Origin of the sequence: Alteraquisediminimonas sediminicola (assembly GCF_019740335.1) — a bacterium.
In the GTDB taxonomy this organism is placed as follows: domain Bacteria; phylum Pseudomonadota; class Alphaproteobacteria; order Sphingomonadales; family Sphingomonadaceae; genus Alteraquisediminimonas; species Alteraquisediminimonas sediminicola.
In genome coordinates this window covers 114,049-127,819 of the sequence record NZ_JAHXZS010000006.1, presented here as the reverse complement: position 1 = coordinate 127,819, position 13,771 = coordinate 114,049, and the positions used below count along the sequence as shown (strand labels likewise).

Genomic DNA, 13,771 nt, shown 5'->3' with positions numbered 1-13,771 from the left:
GATTGTAGACTGTAGTAGGTGGCGCTGACAGCGGGGATTAGGCGATCCAGTCGAAAATGCCAACAGTTTGACAGATCGGACTCTCACGCGAGTCCACAGAGTCGTTGCTTTCGTCCCAATGATTCACAGTCTGTGGATAAGATCATCCCCCTGTGGACAACCCTTGATATTCCAGTCGAACCGATGTCCGGATTATACAGCAGCCCATATCCGTGATGGTTTTGCCTTGCGTTCTCCCGGCTTTATCCACAGACTTTTCCGATCATGACCATATTGCACGTCCATCTTGTGTCGGATTCTACCGGCGAAACCCTGGAAAACATCGCCAAGGCGGCCCTTGCCCAATTTGATGGCGTCGAAGCGATCAAACATTTCTGGCCGATGGTGCGCAGCGAAGGTCATCTTGACCGCATCATGACTGAAATTGCGGCACAACCGGGCCTGATCATCTATACCTTGGTCAATCTCGATGTCAGGCAAAAGTTGGAGGCCCATGGCGAACGGATGAGTCTGCCCTTGGTGCCCGCGCTCGATCCGGTGCTGGACGCATTATCGCGGATGTTGGGTCAACAGGCCAAGGCGCGACCGGGGCAGCAGCATATGCTCGATGCGGCCTATTTCGCACGGGTCGAGGCGATCAGCTACACTATCGCCCATGATGATGGCGTCGCCCCTGAAAATTGGGAACAAGCCGATATCATCCTTGCCGGGGTGTCGCGATCGAGCAAAACGCCCACCGCCATTTATCTCGCGAATAAGGGATATAAGGTCGCCAATATCCCGATTGTTGTGGAATCGCCGCCTCCCCCCGCCCTGTTCCATCTCAAACATCCATTGGTCGTTGGTCTGACGACCGGTGCGGACCGATTATTGCAGGTGCGGCGTAATCGCCTGCTGTCGCTCAATCAATCACCGGAAACCGCTTATGTCGATCAAGAGGCGATCAATCGCGAACTGACCTATGCGCGTCGATTATTCGCGGATAATGACTGGCCGGTAATTGATGTGACGCGGCGTTCGATTGAAGAAACGGCGGCCGCCATCATCAATGTCCATAATTTGCGACGGATGGAATCGACGACGACATGACTCTGATTCTCGCTTCACGCAGCGCATCGCGGCAGGCCATTCTGCGCGCGGCGGCGGTCCCTTATGAGGTCATCTTGCCCGATGCGGATGAAGACGCTGCCAAGGCATTGTTCCGCACCGCCAATCAGGACCCGGCGGCGCTGGCTTTGCATCTGGCTGAATTCAAGGCGCTCGCCCTCACTGAATCCCATCCCGGTGCGTTGATTCTCGGCAGCGACCAGACGTTAGCGCTGGATGACGGGACGATGCTCGACAAGGCAAAGGACAAGGATGATCTGGCTGGGCAATTGGCGCACATGGCGGGCCGAACCCATGAATTGATCAGCGCCGCCGTATTGGTGCGTTCAGGGCAAGTTATTTGGCAGCATGTCGAACGGGTCCGCATGTCTGTCCGTCCGTTAAGTGCTGCATTTATAGCGGATTATATCGAACGGGAATGGGACGAAGTGCGCTGGTGCGTCGGCGGCTATCAGATCGAAGGGCGCGGCGCGCAATTATTTGAACGGATCGAAGGCAATCATTTTGCCATCATGGGTCTTCCGTTGCTGCCCTTGTTACAGGCCCTGCGGGCAGAGGGAATTTTGACGTCATGACAACAGTCTCAACCACTGCCCAAAACTATGCAAATGTCATCGGCGATCCGATTGCCCAATCCAAATCTCCGAAAATACATCTGTTTTGGGCCAAATGTCTGGGGCTGGATGTCGATTATCGGGCTGAGCTTGTGCATAGTCCGGATGTGCAGACCTATCTCGCGACGCATCAAGCCGACCCGTTATGGCGCGGATGCAATGTCACCGTACCCCATAAACAGGCGGTCATGGCCTATTGCAACCAATTATCGCCGCTGGCGGCGCGGGTCGGCGCGGTAAATTGCGTCGTCCGGCAGGATGACAGCAGCTTATTCGGCGATAATAGCGATGTCATCGGCTTCGCCTTGCCCTTGGTTGCCAAGGGCTATCGCGGTGGCAGGGCGGTGGTACTGGGCGCGGGCGGCGCATCGCGTGCGATTGTGGCGGCGTTGTGCGATCTTGGCTGCAACGACATCGTGATGATCAATCGCAACCAATCGCGCATTGCCGAAATTGCGGTGGATATGGGGATAAATCTCACCGCGTGTGATTGGGAAAACGCCGATATGGCGCTCGAAAATGCGGCGGTGTTGGTCAATGCCACCTCGCTTGGCATGCAGGGCCAGCCCGCCTTGCCGATCCGACTCGATCATTTACCGGTGGCGGCCATCGTCAACGACATTGTCTATGCCCCGCTGGAAACAGCGTTGCTGGCCGAGGCGCGCGCGCGCGGCAATGCGGTGATCGACGGGCTGGAAATGCTGATCGGTCAGGCAGCCCGCGCGTTCGAATTGTTCTTCGGCATGTCGCCGCCGCGCGAACGCGATGCCGAGTTGCGCGACATACTGACGTCATGACGACCATCATCGGCCTTACCGGCTCCATCGGCATGGGAAAATCGGCTGCCAGCGCGTTTTTCCGCATATGTGGCGTGCCGGTCTTCGATGCCGATGCGGCGGTGCATCAACTGCAAGGACCGGGCGGCAGTCTATTGCCGGTGATCGAGCGGGCATTTCCGGGGTCCACCGGCCCACAGGGCGTTGATCGGCAAATCTTGGGCAAGATGGTGCTGGGTCATCCCGAACGCTTGCGGCAATTGGAACATATCGTCCATCCGGCGGTGGCAAAGCTGCGCCGCGATTTCCTGCGTCGCCATCGTGCCAAGCCGATGGTGGTGCTCGATATCCCGCTTTTATTTGAAAAGGGACACCAGCGGGAGATCGATCTGGTGGCCGTTGTCTCGGCACCCGTGTGGAAACAACGGCGCAGGGTGCTGGCCCGGCCCGGTATGTCGCTCGCCAAATTCGCGCATATCCGCCATTTACAGGTGCCGGATGCAGAGAAACGCCGTCGTGCCGATATCATCATCGATACGGGCGGGACCCTGAACCATACACGGGCGCAAATTCGTCGCGTGGTGGCTTGCATCCGAGCGAAGAGAGTCCGATAACAAGACTGTAATGCGCGAGATTGTATTCGATACTGAAACAACAGGCCTAAGTCCGAAGGACGGGCATAAGCTCGTCGAAATCGGATGCATTGAACTGGTCAACCGGGTCGAAACGGGCCGCCACTTCCATTGTTACATCAACCCCGAACGCGCGATGCCCGCCGAGGCACAGGCCGTTCATGGTTTGAGCGACGTCTTCCTGTCGGATAAGCCGGTGTTCGGGATGATCGTCACGGACTTCCTCGAATTTATCGGTGATGCCCCGATGGTTGCGCATAATGCGCGATTCGATTTCGGCTTCATCAATCATGAGTTGGCCCAGCTCGGGCTTGAGCCAGTGGCGCTCTCTCGCATGGTCGATACGCTTGAAATTGCCCGTGGCCGCCATCCCGGTGCAAAGCATTCGCTCGACGCCTTGTGCTCGCGTTATGGCATCGACCGTTCGCAGCGCACGCTTCATGGCGCATTGATTGACGCGCAGCTGCTGGCGCAGCTCTATGTCGAATTGCTGGGCGGGCGTCAGATCGGGTTGGAGCTTGTGGCCGAATCACTGGTGGATGCGGCGGCCATCACCGAACCGGATAGCTGGCAATCACGCCCGACGGCACCGGTCACCCGGGTGCATCGGGAGGCGCGGCTATTTCCACCATCGGTCGATGAACTCGCCCGTCATGCCACTTTCATCGCAAAGCTGAACGACCCTTTGTGGCCGTTGGTGGAGCATATTGATTTAACAGATTCGGCCCAAGGGTCGTCTAACCACGGGGTGTAGCCACAGGGGCCGCACCCAAAGAAGGAAGGAGCTGTCTGACATGGACATTCGAATTTCGGGCCACCAGGTCGATACCGGCATGGCACTGAAAGAACATGTTAAGGAGCGCCTTCAGGCGATCGCGGACAAATATTTCGCCCGCGCGCTGTCGGCGCATGCCACATTTCATAAGGGACCGCATGATCATGGGTTCCGCTGCGACATTGTCGCGCATGTGATGCAAGGCGTGATTCTGAAAGGCTCGGCGGATGCGCCTGATGCGCATTTCTCCTTTGATGGGGCGTCGAACAAGATTGAAAAGCAGCTGCGCCGTTACATGCGTCGCCTGAAGGACAAGCATGGCAACAATGTCCCGGCTGCCCCGCCGTCGCTCGATGAAGGCTTTGATGCCGGCTATACGGTGTTCGAATCGCATGAAGATGAAGATGATGGCATCCCCGACAATCCCTTGATTATCGCCGAGACCAAGGTCGATATTCCCCAGTCCAGCGTGTCGGATGCGGTGATGATGCTCGATCTGCGCAATACCAATGCGCTGATGTTCATAAATGACGCGACAGGGACCTATAATATGGTCTATCGGCGCCAGGACGGTAGTATTGGGTGGGTCGAGCCAAAGCGCGCCGCCTGATGAAGTTGCATTGTTGAAGTTACAATATTGAAGTTATAGGAGCCGAAGCGGTCGTAAAGACCGCCTCGGCTCTCCATATTCGGCCTTGGCCTTTCATATTCAGGAAGCCTGAATCGGCGACATGACAGAATTTCGCGAATTTCTTGCTGCGGATGCGGTGCTTGACCGTGTGACCGCGACCACCAAGAAAAACCTGTTTCAATTGATCGCGCGGGAACTGGCGCGGCGTTGCAACGTGTCGGCGGCAGAAATCGCCGATGCGCTGAACCAGCGGGAAAAATTGGGCAGCACCGGCTTTGGCAGCGGCGTCGCTATACCCCATGGGCGGATCGAAGGGCTTTCCCATGTCACCGGCCTGTTCGTGCGCCTTGCCCAGCCGCTCGCTTATGATGCGGTAGATAATTTGCCGGTCGATCTGGTCTTTGTCCTGTTGTCGCCGAAACAAGCGAGTGTGTCGCATCTCAAGGCACTGGCGCAGGTCAGTCGCGCTTTTCGCAACCGGCAATTTGTCGATAATTTGCGCGGTGCGATGTCGGTCGACGCCCTTTATGCGCTGTTTGCCACGCTTGAAACCCGCTCCGCCGCCTGAGATTTTTCGCCCCCTGCCACATGATTGGCGGGTGCGATGAGCGGCAGAGTGGCCAGCGCTGTGCTGGTTTCCGCCCTGATCCGCCTTGTCCAACAGGCGGGCGGCCATGCCATGCTCTTGCACAAAGGGGAGGCAGAAGCGGGTGCCATTTGCATCGAAATGCGAGAAAATGGCAAATTTTCAGGGTTTTATGACCGTATTTGGTCGGTTGACGGCAGTTATCGCTGGCAAGTCTTGCCGCTACAGCCTGACATCGCCGAGATAGACCTCGCCACATATCGCGAACGCCGCCTGCGGCATGACCCGGATCTATGGTTATTGGAACTGGACATCGCGAATGTGCAACGGTTCATCGCGCAGATGCCAGTCGGTGCTTGACCTCGCTGCGTTGCACAATCAAAGAGCATCCAAGCCTAATGGTTGCGCAGGGCCGATCCATGTCCATGGGGGACGGAACGGTCACGCAGACGGGGGTGCCGATGGGGACGAAAAGTTTTACGTCCCTTGAATAGCGTCTAATCGGACCACCGCATAGTTTTGGAATATAATGTTTAAGTTCAAGTCTGTGGCAAAATACACATGCGCCACGATCTTCTTTGCCGCAGCCAGCATCATGGCCGCGCCTAGCCTTGCCGAAGCAGGGCGCCCGATGGCGGATGACGCATCGGTTGAGTCTGCAAATGCCGATATTCATGTCCTGACTCTCGATTCAACCGGGAATGCACAGGATCAGGCGTCTTCGAGCGCCGATATTTTCTCCGATTCTACGAACAATAATGATGCGGCGACCAGCCTCAGCGATCTTGTTCGTCAGCTCTCGACCACCGAAACCGCCGATGCGGAGCAGGAATGCCTCGCCGGTGCCGTCTATTTCGAGTCGAAGGGCGAACCGCTTGAAGGCCAGCACGCCGTCGCGGAAGTTGTCATCAATCGCGCCAAATCAGGCCGTTTCCCAACCTCGCTTTGCTCGGTCATTTACCAGCGCGGTCAGTTCTCCTTCGTCCGTGGCAATGCGATGCCGTCGATCCCGCGCAGCTCGACTGCCTGGCGTCAGGCAGTGACCATTGCCCGTATCGCGATGGAAAACCGCTGGAAGAGCGTGGTGCCGAATGCGCTGTTCTTCCATGCGCGTCGTCTGGCGCCGGGCTGGCGTCACGACAAGATCGCGGCAGTGGGCAATCACGTCTTCTATCGTTGATCTATCGATGCACCACATCATGAAAAAGGGCCGGTGCAATCATTGCACCGGCCCTTTTTCTTTATCCATTCGATTGGTAGTCCGGCTTTAGCTTAGCGACCTTGCATAGATACGATAGACCTTGTTGATCTTGCTCTCGATCATCTCGGCAATCGCCCGCATCCCCTGATTATCTTCCAGCACCCAGCCAATTTCACCACGAGATGAACCGTAATCCTTTACCGCGTCACGGCGAATATATTCGATCATCATAAACGCCAGCTGGCTGGCAAGGCGGGTAGCCTGCATCTTCTTTGCCACGCCCATCAGCGGCACACGCATTGTCCGTGCCTTGGGGGCGCGCAGCCACCACAACAGCTTTGCCCAGTTGAATGGTAGCAGCGATCCGCCATAGCCCGCGATCTTTTCGTTGACGTCCGGCAAGGTGATCATGAATGCGACCGGTTCGCCATCGACCTCGGCGACCCGGATCAGGTCTTCATAGACAATGGATTTCAGCTTTTTCCCGACATAAGCGATTTCGTCGCTCGTCAGCGGGATAAAGCCCCAATTATCTGACCACGCATCGTTCAACAGGCTGAGGACAAGCGAGGCCTCTTCATTGAAGCGACTCTTGTCGACCTTACGGATGTTGATGCGCGCATTGCGCTCACCGCTGGTGATGATGCGCGACACAAGGCCGGGGAAGGGCTGGCTGATATCGACTTCATAGGTATAGAGATCCTTGACCCCTAAATAGCCGACCGCTTCGATCCATGCCTGATATTCGGGGCGATGATGCCCCATCATCACCGTCGGCGGATGATCATGGCCTTGAATCAACAAGCCCGGTTCATCCCAGATGCTCAGGCTCATCGGACCAATCGCCCGGTGCATGCCTTGCGTCTTAAGCCAGTCTTCTGCTGCACGGATCAGGGCATGCGCGACCTCTTCGGTCGCAGCCTCCATCAGCCCCCAGAAACCGGTGCCGGGACCGAATCCCTGCTCTACCGGCTGCGCCAGCGCCAGATCGTCGATATGAGCAGAAATGCGGCCCTCGACCTTGCCCTGATCATCAAGCGCCAGAAACAATTGCAAATGACCATGGCCAAACCAAGGGTTCTTGCCCGGCGTGATGAGGCTATTAACCTCATCGCGCAATGGCGGCACCCACTGCGGATCATCGCGATACAGGCTGTAGGGCAGTTCAATAAAGGCGCGTTTATGGGCGCGCGATGTAACCGGGACGATCCTCGTCATCTGCGATCAGGCTTTGTCACGCTGGCGCGGGTGGCCGACAACAACGCCGCCGGAAAGCTGCGCCACCTTCGGGTAACGCTGGGCCATTTCGGGGGTATAGCCGAGGCAGAATACGTTCGGGCTTTTGTTCGGGCGGTCCTGACGTTCGTAGAATGTGCCAAACAATCGATCCCAAAAGAAGTTGGTGATCCCGAAATTGCCGTCTTCATCATGAAAATGATGGGCCATATGCCGCGCCTTGATATCCGCGAGGAAGCGGTTCTTCGGTTTGTACGACAGATGCTGGATGCAATGGCAGAATTCATAAAATGCCGTGCACAACAGGCCGGTGGCAAACGCCAATAATGCGCCGCTTTCACCCGCGATCAACCAGCCCAATGGCGCGGTAGCAATAGCAATGGTCGGGAGCGTGCTGGGCAGGGCGCCGAACAATACTTCAAGATGGTTCGGGTCCTGATGATGGTCATAATGGATGCGCTTCCAGGTCGAGGCGAGCACCGGCACCTTGAACATCCAGCGGCTGTGCAGGATCCAGCGATGGATTGCATACCAGGCCAGCGGATAAATGAGCACTGCCGACAATACCGCCGCTGCCGCATGTACCACAGGCACCGGGCGTGTCAGCGCATAGCCAATGCTGATGGCGGCGAGTCCCAAATAGGCGATGATCGCCGGATATTGAAAATACGCCACGACCAGTTCCCGCAATGTCATGCGGTCAAGATGGTGACGACGATTCCAAAAACCTTGACCCGCTTTGGCGACCATAAATGAAGTTCCCGTTCATGAGTGGACCAGTGATGCGCCGTGAGACAGCGCATTCCCCAATCTCGTTCGTCCCTGCCAAGCCATTGCGGCAGGAATAGGGCCAAAGCGGCACAAAGGGCTGTACTTTGCTGCATTGGCGTCGATCCGGATGCCCTGCCACGGATAGGCTGACGGAATGCTGAACATCGACTATGCACGGCACATGATCGTTGATGACCTCACGCCTATGGCGCATCGCTATATTATTGCGCTCGGTTCCAATCGTGCAGGGCGCTTCGGGTCCAATCCGCGCGCGATGGTAGAGGCGGCCTTGTCCCAACTTGCGGCGGATCCTCGGCTGCGCGTGATCGCGCGCGCTCCGATTATCGCGACCCGACCGATCGGCCCGGCGCGACGTGGTTTCGCCAATAGCGCGGCGCGGGTCGACTCGATGTTGTCGCCGCCGGCATTGTTGGCGCTGTTACAGACGTTCGAACGCAAATTTGGCCGTCGCAAGGGACGGCGCTGGGGTGATCGTCCACTCGATCTCGATATTATTTTATGGTCGGGCGGTCGTTATCGCACCCGTGATCTGCGCATTCCACACCCATGCTATCATCAACGCGCCTTTGTTCTCGACCCGATTTGCGCCATTGCCCGTGATTGGCGCGACCCGCGATATGGTCATAATATGGCCCATCTACGCGCGCGATTGGCCTATTGTGGGAACAATGGTTGACCTTGGCGACGCATGGGCTTAGTTGGCCACCTTCCTCGCGGTGATCTTTCATGATTGTCGTGTCTGGGGGCCCTTAGCTCAGTCGGTAGAGCAACTGACTTTTAATCAGTAGGTCGCTGGTTCGAATCCAGCAGGGCTCACCATCTTCTTCATTGAAAATCAGATGGTTGTGAAGATGATGCGTGGCGTAGATCGCGCGACGGAACAGTAATATATATTTTGACGATCACGTAGCTCGGTGGCGATGCTATGCGCTGGTGGTGGTTTCGGTGGGGCAGAAAGGCTGATGATAATGCGCGTTATTGTAGTGCTGGTCACAGGCCTAGCGCTGTCTGGATGTGTGACACAGGTCGTCTCCACTATCGTGACAGCACCGGTGAAGGTGGTGAGCAAGACGGTCGATGTGATGACCACAAGTCAGGACGAGGCCGATCGCAATCGCGGACGCCAAGCGCGTAAGGCTGAGGATGATTGAGGTGTTGTTTCAGGCTGCGCTGCCATTTGCATGACATGGCTATATCTCGCCTGCACAATGCCAGATATAACAAAAGCAGATTTGCGCTTGCGCGACTTTATGCCCGAGTTATCATATTTCAAAATATGTAAATATTAGGGGATTTGATGTGTCTCAAGATATCGGATCCGTGCTTGCTGAAAGGCTTAAAATACGCGTTGTGACAGTCGAATATGCGATTGTCCTGTATTTATATGATCAGTCGAATGTATCGGCGGGCGATCTCTGCGCTATATCGGAAGCATCGGTGACCACCTTTTACGCTAAGTTGAAGCGGATGGTCGAGGCGGGTGTGGTCCAGTTCAAGGTGTCGGCGACAGATCATCGGGTGCGCCTATATTCTTTAACAGAACGAGCAAAGAATATCCTTGATGAGGAATATGCATTTCTGCCGGACTGGATAGATAAAAAAGTACGCGGAAATAATTTTAAAATGGGGGAGCTTATAGAATTTATAAATCGAACAGGGGATAGATTGGGCGTTGATTTTTTCAGAATTGATTATGCAATTATTATTCAGTTGTATGATTTAATAAATCTATCCAGTGCAGATATCATTGCCTTAAGCAAGGCATCTCAGGCATCGTCTTATGATGCACTGATGAAATTAATTGATATAGGTGTAGTCACCGTAGAAGTTGATGCGAATGATAAGCGAAAGAAAATACATAGGCTGAATGATCAGGTTCGGGATTTCCTGAACAACCAGCACATAGAACTTTCACATTGGATATCCTCGCATCAGACGAGGGCAAATCCCGATTGCAAATGCGCAAATGGGCGGTGATACCAAGCCATATATACGGCAAAAAAATATGTTTACATCAAGGCGATCGCAAGCTGTCCTAGATCGTCCTTGCCCACGGCATAGACTAGATTTCTGCTGATCCTGGCATCGCCTAGATGGGTGACAGTCAATCGTGCGGAACACAATTTGGCGCCGGCAGAAGACAAATTCTGCCGGGTTTGAATATGATCGATATGGTACCAAATGTCGTTTTCGGTGTTTGGATCAAAAGATGTGGCATGTGGCACGCGCGCTTGGCGGATCAAGCCATGAGCGTTGGCAATTTGCACCACGATTTGCTTGGTATCCTGACCTTGGCAGTTTGGATGATCCATAAATTGGAACTTACTGGCATGGCCTGTTGCCAACACGGCCAATAAACCCATTGCCGCCAGCAAGACTAATCTGGCGTTAAAAACATTCATATTGCTTGCATTATATAACATCGAGTGCGGACCTAAAATTAGGGTGGCATGCTCCTCGAATATCGTAGTTAAATTATTTTTAATAAATAGGCGTGATCTTTAAATAAATCAATATGAAAATATAAGGCGCCATTATGGTATGGTGTCACATAATGGCGCCTGTTCAATTGCCATTCTCAATTACCCAGCAAAGCTGCGGCTTCCTGTAGGCGTGCCCCATGCTGGCTTTCTTCCTGGCCATTCAGTCGCAGCAACTCGACCACTTCGGGATGGTCAAAGCTGGAGGCAATATTGGCATAAAGCTCTTCACCGCCAAATTCGCCAAGCGCAAGTTTTTCAAGCGATTCCCGCGTCACTGGCGTGAATGGCAAAGGGGTGTAGATCGGGTTGTCCGCGATCTCCGGGATCGGGAATGGCTGGCCGGTTAACAATTCGACGGCCTTGCTGAGCCGGTGCGCATGCACCAATTCTTCACGTCCGTTAGCCTGTAGGATCTGCTTGACCTCCACTTGGGGGGTGGCAGCGGCGAGGTCATCATAAAGCTGTTTGCCAATGGCCTCGACCAAGGCAAGAATCTTGAGATCGCCGACATTGGCGCCTTTGCCAAGAGTCGAGATAAACGCAAAGCCATCTGCGGTTGTTTTGGGGGTGTTGGCGGGCAAGTCCATCATCTATTATCTCCTCACAGTTCGCCCATGAAAAAATACGCGGCCATCATGCTGGCCCGATTTCGGACCTACCGCGATCTGCGCTATGGGCGAGGTTCAGTATCGCGTTGATGTTGTGTTTGTTACTCAATATGCCGCAGGAGGCAATCATGAAAACCAACCGGGCCATTGCAGTCGCGAAAGCGCGGGAAGATCGTCAGCGATGCCGGGATTGGCTTGTACCGCATATGAGCGACGGCAAGCCGAAATTATGTTCCAAGGACAAATATCGCGATCTGGCCCGGCAAGAATTCGCCTTCTCAACCGCAGCTTTCAATGATGCCTGGATCTGGGCGATTGAGGACACGGGGCGGCATGATTGGTTCGAGGCCAAAGGCCGCGATTCGGGTGAGGAATGACGCGTATTCGCGGTTAAAATATCGACCCTGAATATCAGTGTGCGACGGGATGACGCGCGAAATACATGGAGATGGCGAATTCCCGTTTGGAAATTGTCAGCAAGGCGCTCACCCGAGATAGATGCGCGCGTAAAGCATCTTCGGATAAAATCAGTTCGAATTGTTCATCCGTCAATTCCATGATGTCGATTTTGGCGAGGGCAAGGTCTTGTTCGACAAAATCAATCAGTTGGATCGGTAATTTGCCGCCAATCCCTTTTTGAAAATGGGTAAGGAGTAGCAGGGCCTGTTCCAGTTCACGCCGTTCATGATCCTGTGTGCTTTTACTCAGGCAGTCGATCAGAATAAATTCGATGAATGGTTTTTTATAAGGCAGCAGGCTGTCATCATAGAAAAAGTCGGTCACATTACCACGGCGGATGATGTCGAAAAATTCGCGGACAACATGTTCCTCTTCGACCGATTCATAAACACCTAAATCCTCGTAGAATTTTGGTGATGAATCTTCCGGGCTTACGCGCTTGCGCGCTAATGCTTCAGCCGCTTTGCCGCTGTGAAAGCATCTGGACGCCCGTCCATCTGCATCATCCGCAATGGGAGCGGATAAATGATTCCGACCAGGCGGCTCAGCCATATCGGATAAGGGGATTGCACCTTTGCCCATGGTCGTTCTCCTCGACTCACTTCAGCATGCATCTCTCTACTTATTTTGATGAGCATCGTGCGAATTCACGGTTAAGGCAAATAGAATCTGGGCCCCATATTCAGACCAATCATGGCTAATGCATTCTATTAAAGCAGTGTGGCACTAACCACACATCTTAATATATTGATCGTCAAGGAAATCGCATAGGCCTTCGCCATTTGGGTGGCGCCATCGATGTCGATCTATTTCATCCTCACTGGTCGCGGCCTAGTCATTTTTGCAAGCGGACCCAATAAACCATATCAGGAGACGGTATATATTTTTAGTAAGATCAACAAGTTGATCTAAATTTGATCGTGGAAATGATTGAGGCACACAAGTACCTCAAATCCATCACATTAGTCGACCCAATCAAGACCGATGTCGCGATACAGGCTGCGATCATCTTCCCAATCCGGTTTGACCTTCACATGGAGGTAAAGATGGACCTTTTGCCCCAATAGATTGGCGAGTTCGGCGCGCGCGCGCGATCCGATTTCCTTTAGCCGCACCCCGCCCTTGCCAAGGATGATGGCGCGCTGGGTAGGGCGCTGGACGAGGATTTGCTGGTGGATTTCCACCGACCCGTCTTCGCGCTCCTTATAGCGTTCGGTTTCGACCGCGCTCGCATAGGGCAGTTCGGCGTGGAGCTGGAGATAGAGCTGTTCGCGCGTGATTTCCGCCGCCATCATGCGGTCGGTCGCGTCCGACACCTGATCTTCCGGGAAATGCCATGGTTCATGCGGCATTCTTTTGGCCAGTTCGGCCTTGAGTTCGGCCACGCCATCGCCGGTTGATGCGCTGATGAACCAGGTTTCATCAAAGGTCATGCGCTCATTGAGCTTTTGGGCATGGACCAGCAGCCGTTCCTTGGCGGACACATCGACCTTGTTCAGCACGAGCATCTTCGGCTCGGGCCGTTCGGCCAGCGCTTCGATGATCATTTCAACCTTGGGACCAAGCCCAGCCTTACCATCGACCACCAGCAGAATCACATCCGCGCCGGATGCGCCGCCCCATGCGGCCTGCACCATCGCGCGGTCGAGCCGACGCTTCGGTTCGAAAATGCCGGGTGTATCGACCAGCAGCAACTGGGCATTGCCTTCAATCGCCACGCCAAGCAGCTTGGTCCGCGTTGTCTGCGCCTTGGGGCTGACGATGGCGATCTTTTGACCGACGAGCGCGTTGACCAAGGTCGACTTGCCCGCATTGGGTGCGCCGACCAGCGCCACGACGCCGCATTGTTGCCCGGATTGTTCTGCAGTCAT

At 54.7% G+C, this 13,771-nt stretch carries 19 protein-coding genes and 1 tRNA gene; 14 read left to right on the top strand and 6 right to left on the bottom strand.

The features are described 5' to 3' along the window. Positions 1 to 264 precede the first annotated feature (264 nt). From K6117_RS12080 to K6117_RS12040, 9 genes are all read left to right on the top strand, one after another. Entirely contained in the window at positions 265 to 1,089 is an 825-nt protein-coding gene (locus K6117_RS12080; RefSeq protein ID WP_221795361.1) for a pyruvate, water dikinase regulatory protein, read from the top strand. Continuing rightward, positions 1,086 to 1,682 carry a Maf family protein gene (locus K6117_RS12075; protein ID WP_221795357.1) on the top strand — a complete coding sequence of 199 codons (597 nt, stop codon included), beginning with the start codon at positions 1,086 to 1,088 and terminating at the stop codon, positions 1,680 to 1,682. The genes K6117_RS12080 and K6117_RS12075 overlap by 4 nt, the downstream gene beginning before the upstream one ends. Continuing rightward, the gene (gene aroE, locus K6117_RS12070) at positions 1,679 to 2,518 is read left to right on the top strand and encodes a shikimate dehydrogenase (protein ID WP_221795355.1); all 840 of its coding nucleotides are present in this window, start codon (positions 1,679 to 1,681) and stop codon (positions 2,516 to 2,518) included. The genes K6117_RS12075 and aroE overlap by 4 nt, the downstream gene beginning before the upstream one ends. After that, positions 2,515 to 3,111: a dephospho-CoA kinase gene (gene coaE, locus K6117_RS12065; protein WP_221795352.1), complete on the top strand. Its 597-nt coding sequence runs from the start codon at positions 2,515 to 2,517 to the stop codon at positions 3,109 to 3,111. The genes aroE and coaE overlap by 4 nt, the downstream gene beginning before the upstream one ends. Positions 3,112 to 3,121: 10 nt before the next feature. Continuing rightward, entirely contained in the window at positions 3,122 to 3,883 is a 762-nt protein-coding gene (dnaQ, locus tag K6117_RS12060) for a DNA polymerase III subunit epsilon (RefSeq protein ID WP_221795349.1), read from the top strand. A 40-nt stretch (positions 3,884 to 3,923) separates the two neighbouring features. Next, on the top strand, positions 3,924 to 4,514 hold the full coding sequence (gene hpf, locus K6117_RS12055; protein ID WP_221795346.1) for a ribosome hibernation-promoting factor, HPF/YfiA family: 591 nt from the start codon (positions 3,924 to 3,926) through the stop codon (positions 4,512 to 4,514). A gap of 121 nt (positions 4,515 to 4,635) precedes the next feature. After that, the gene (locus K6117_RS12050) at positions 4,636 to 5,103 is read left to right on the top strand and encodes a PTS sugar transporter subunit IIA (RefSeq protein WP_221795344.1); all 468 of its coding nucleotides are present in this window, start codon (positions 4,636 to 4,638) and stop codon (positions 5,101 to 5,103) included. Positions 5,104 to 5,139: 36 nt separating this feature from the next. Next, positions 5,140 to 5,481 carry a DUF1491 family protein gene (locus K6117_RS12045; protein ID WP_221795342.1) on the top strand — a complete coding sequence of 114 codons (342 nt, stop codon included), beginning with the start codon at positions 5,140 to 5,142 and terminating at the stop codon, positions 5,479 to 5,481. Positions 5,482 to 5,668: 187 nt separating this feature from the next. Beyond that, positions 5,669 to 6,301 (top strand): cell wall hydrolase, encoded by a 633-nt coding sequence (locus tag K6117_RS12040; RefSeq protein ID WP_343211784.1) that lies wholly within the window; start codon positions 5,669 to 5,671, stop codon positions 6,299 to 6,301. Between the two features lie 87 nt (positions 6,302 to 6,388). Here K6117_RS12040 and K6117_RS12035 read toward each other — a convergent pair whose 3' ends face one another. Beyond that, complete coding sequence (locus tag K6117_RS12035) at positions 6,389 to 7,540, bottom strand: N-acetyltransferase (protein ID WP_221795340.1); 1,152 nt, start codon at positions 7,538 to 7,540, stop codon at positions 6,389 to 6,391. A 6-nt stretch (positions 7,541 to 7,546) separates the two neighbouring features. After that, positions 7,547 to 8,308: a sterol desaturase family protein gene (locus K6117_RS12030; protein ID WP_221795338.1), complete on the bottom strand. Its 762-nt coding sequence runs from the start codon at positions 8,306 to 8,308 to the stop codon at positions 7,547 to 7,549. Between the two features lie 175 nt (positions 8,309 to 8,483). Between K6117_RS12030 and folK the strand changes: the two genes are divergently transcribed. The 4 genes from folK (at position 8,484) to K6117_RS12010 (ending at position 10,327) form a co-directional block, all read left to right on the top strand. Then, positions 8,484 to 9,026: a 2-amino-4-hydroxy-6-hydroxymethyldihydropteridine diphosphokinase gene (folK, locus tag K6117_RS12025; RefSeq protein WP_246605066.1), complete on the top strand. Its 543-nt coding sequence runs from the start codon at positions 8,484 to 8,486 to the stop codon at positions 9,024 to 9,026. Between the two features lie 67 nt (positions 9,027 to 9,093). Continuing rightward, positions 9,094 to 9,169, top strand: a tRNA-Lys gene (locus K6117_RS12020). 149 nt (positions 9,170 to 9,318) lie between these two features. Continuing rightward, entirely contained in the window at positions 9,319 to 9,501 is a 183-nt protein-coding gene (locus K6117_RS12015; protein WP_246605065.1) for a hypothetical protein, read from the top strand. 148 nt (positions 9,502 to 9,649) lie between these two features. Next, on the top strand, positions 9,650 to 10,327 hold the full coding sequence (locus K6117_RS12010; RefSeq protein WP_221795333.1) for a MarR family winged helix-turn-helix transcriptional regulator: 678 nt from the start codon (positions 9,650 to 9,652) through the stop codon (positions 10,325 to 10,327). 32 nt (positions 10,328 to 10,359) lie between these two features. Here the strand turns inward: K6117_RS12010 and K6117_RS12005 are convergent, their stop codons facing one another. Together K6117_RS12005 and K6117_RS12000 are read right to left on the bottom strand one after the other, a co-directional pair. Continuing rightward, complete coding sequence (locus K6117_RS12005; protein ID WP_221795329.1) at positions 10,360 to 10,773, bottom strand: hypothetical protein; 414 nt, start codon at positions 10,771 to 10,773, stop codon at positions 10,360 to 10,362. A gap of 155 nt (positions 10,774 to 10,928) precedes the next feature. Then, on the bottom strand, positions 10,929 to 11,423 hold the full coding sequence (locus K6117_RS12000) for a ferritin-like domain-containing protein (protein WP_221795327.1): 495 nt from the start codon (positions 11,421 to 11,423) through the stop codon (positions 10,929 to 10,931). 146 nt (positions 11,424 to 11,569) lie between these two features. On the opposite strand from K6117_RS12000, the gene K6117_RS11995 reads away from it, so the two are divergent. After that, positions 11,570 to 11,818: a hypothetical protein gene (locus K6117_RS11995; protein WP_221795325.1), complete on the top strand. Its 249-nt coding sequence runs from the start codon at positions 11,570 to 11,572 to the stop codon at positions 11,816 to 11,818. Between the two features lie 34 nt (positions 11,819 to 11,852). On the opposite strand, the gene K6117_RS11990 is transcribed toward K6117_RS11995, so the two are convergent. Together K6117_RS11990 and era are read right to left on the bottom strand one after the other, a co-directional pair. Continuing rightward, positions 11,853 to 12,482 carry a hypothetical protein gene (locus K6117_RS11990; RefSeq protein ID WP_221795323.1) on the bottom strand — a complete coding sequence of 210 codons (630 nt, stop codon included), beginning with the start codon at positions 12,480 to 12,482 and terminating at the stop codon, positions 11,853 to 11,855. A 380-nt stretch (positions 12,483 to 12,862) separates the two neighbouring features. After that, positions 12,863 to 13,771: a GTPase Era gene (gene era, locus K6117_RS11985; protein WP_221795620.1), complete on the bottom strand. Its 909-nt coding sequence runs from the start codon at positions 13,769 to 13,771 to the stop codon at positions 12,863 to 12,865.

Coding starts and splice junctions, on each gene's coding strand:
- K6117_RS12080 (WP_221795361.1), top strand. CDS start 265: ATGACCATATTGCACGTCCATCTTGTGTCGGATTCTACCGGCGAAACC.
- K6117_RS12075 (WP_221795357.1), top strand. CDS start 1,086: ATGACTCTGATTCTCGCTTCACGCAGCGCATCGCGGCAGGCCATTCTG.
- aroE (WP_221795355.1), top strand. CDS start 1,679: ATGACAACAGTCTCAACCACTGCCCAAAACTATGCAAATGTCATCGGC.
- coaE (WP_221795352.1), top strand. CDS start 2,515: ATGACGACCATCATCGGCCTTACCGGCTCCATCGGCATGGGAAAATCG.
- dnaQ (WP_221795349.1), top strand. CDS start 3,122: ATGCGCGAGATTGTATTCGATACTGAAACAACAGGCCTAAGTCCGAAG.
- hpf (WP_221795346.1), top strand. CDS start 3,924: ATGGACATTCGAATTTCGGGCCACCAGGTCGATACCGGCATGGCACTG.
- K6117_RS12050 (WP_221795344.1), top strand. CDS start 4,636: ATGACAGAATTTCGCGAATTTCTTGCTGCGGATGCGGTGCTTGACCGT.
- K6117_RS12045 (WP_221795342.1), top strand. CDS start 5,140: ATGAGCGGCAGAGTGGCCAGCGCTGTGCTGGTTTCCGCCCTGATCCGC.
- K6117_RS12035 (WP_221795340.1), bottom strand. CDS start 7,540: ATGACGAGGATCGTCCCGGTTACATCGCGCGCCCATAAACGCGCCTTT.
- K6117_RS12030 (WP_221795338.1), bottom strand. CDS start 8,308: ATGGTCGCCAAAGCGGGTCAAGGTTTTTGGAATCGTCGTCACCATCTT.
- folK (WP_246605066.1), top strand. CDS start 8,484: ATGCTGAACATCGACTATGCACGGCACATGATCGTTGATGACCTCACG.
- K6117_RS12015 (WP_246605065.1), top strand. CDS start 9,319: ATGCGCGTTATTGTAGTGCTGGTCACAGGCCTAGCGCTGTCTGGATGT.
- K6117_RS12005 (WP_221795329.1), bottom strand. CDS start 10,773: ATGTTATATAATGCAAGCAATATGAATGTTTTTAACGCCAGATTAGTC.
- K6117_RS12000 (WP_221795327.1), bottom strand. CDS start 11,423: ATGATGGACTTGCCCGCCAACACCCCCAAAACAACCGCAGATGGCTTT.
- K6117_RS11995 (WP_221795325.1), top strand. CDS start 11,570: ATGAAAACCAACCGGGCCATTGCAGTCGCGAAAGCGCGGGAAGATCGT.
- K6117_RS11990 (WP_221795323.1), bottom strand. CDS start 12,482: ATGGGCAAAGGTGCAATCCCCTTATCCGATATGGCTGAGCCGCCTGGT.
- era (WP_221795620.1), bottom strand. CDS start 13,771: ATGACTGCAGAACAATCCGGGCAACAATGCGGCGTCGTGGCGCTGGTC.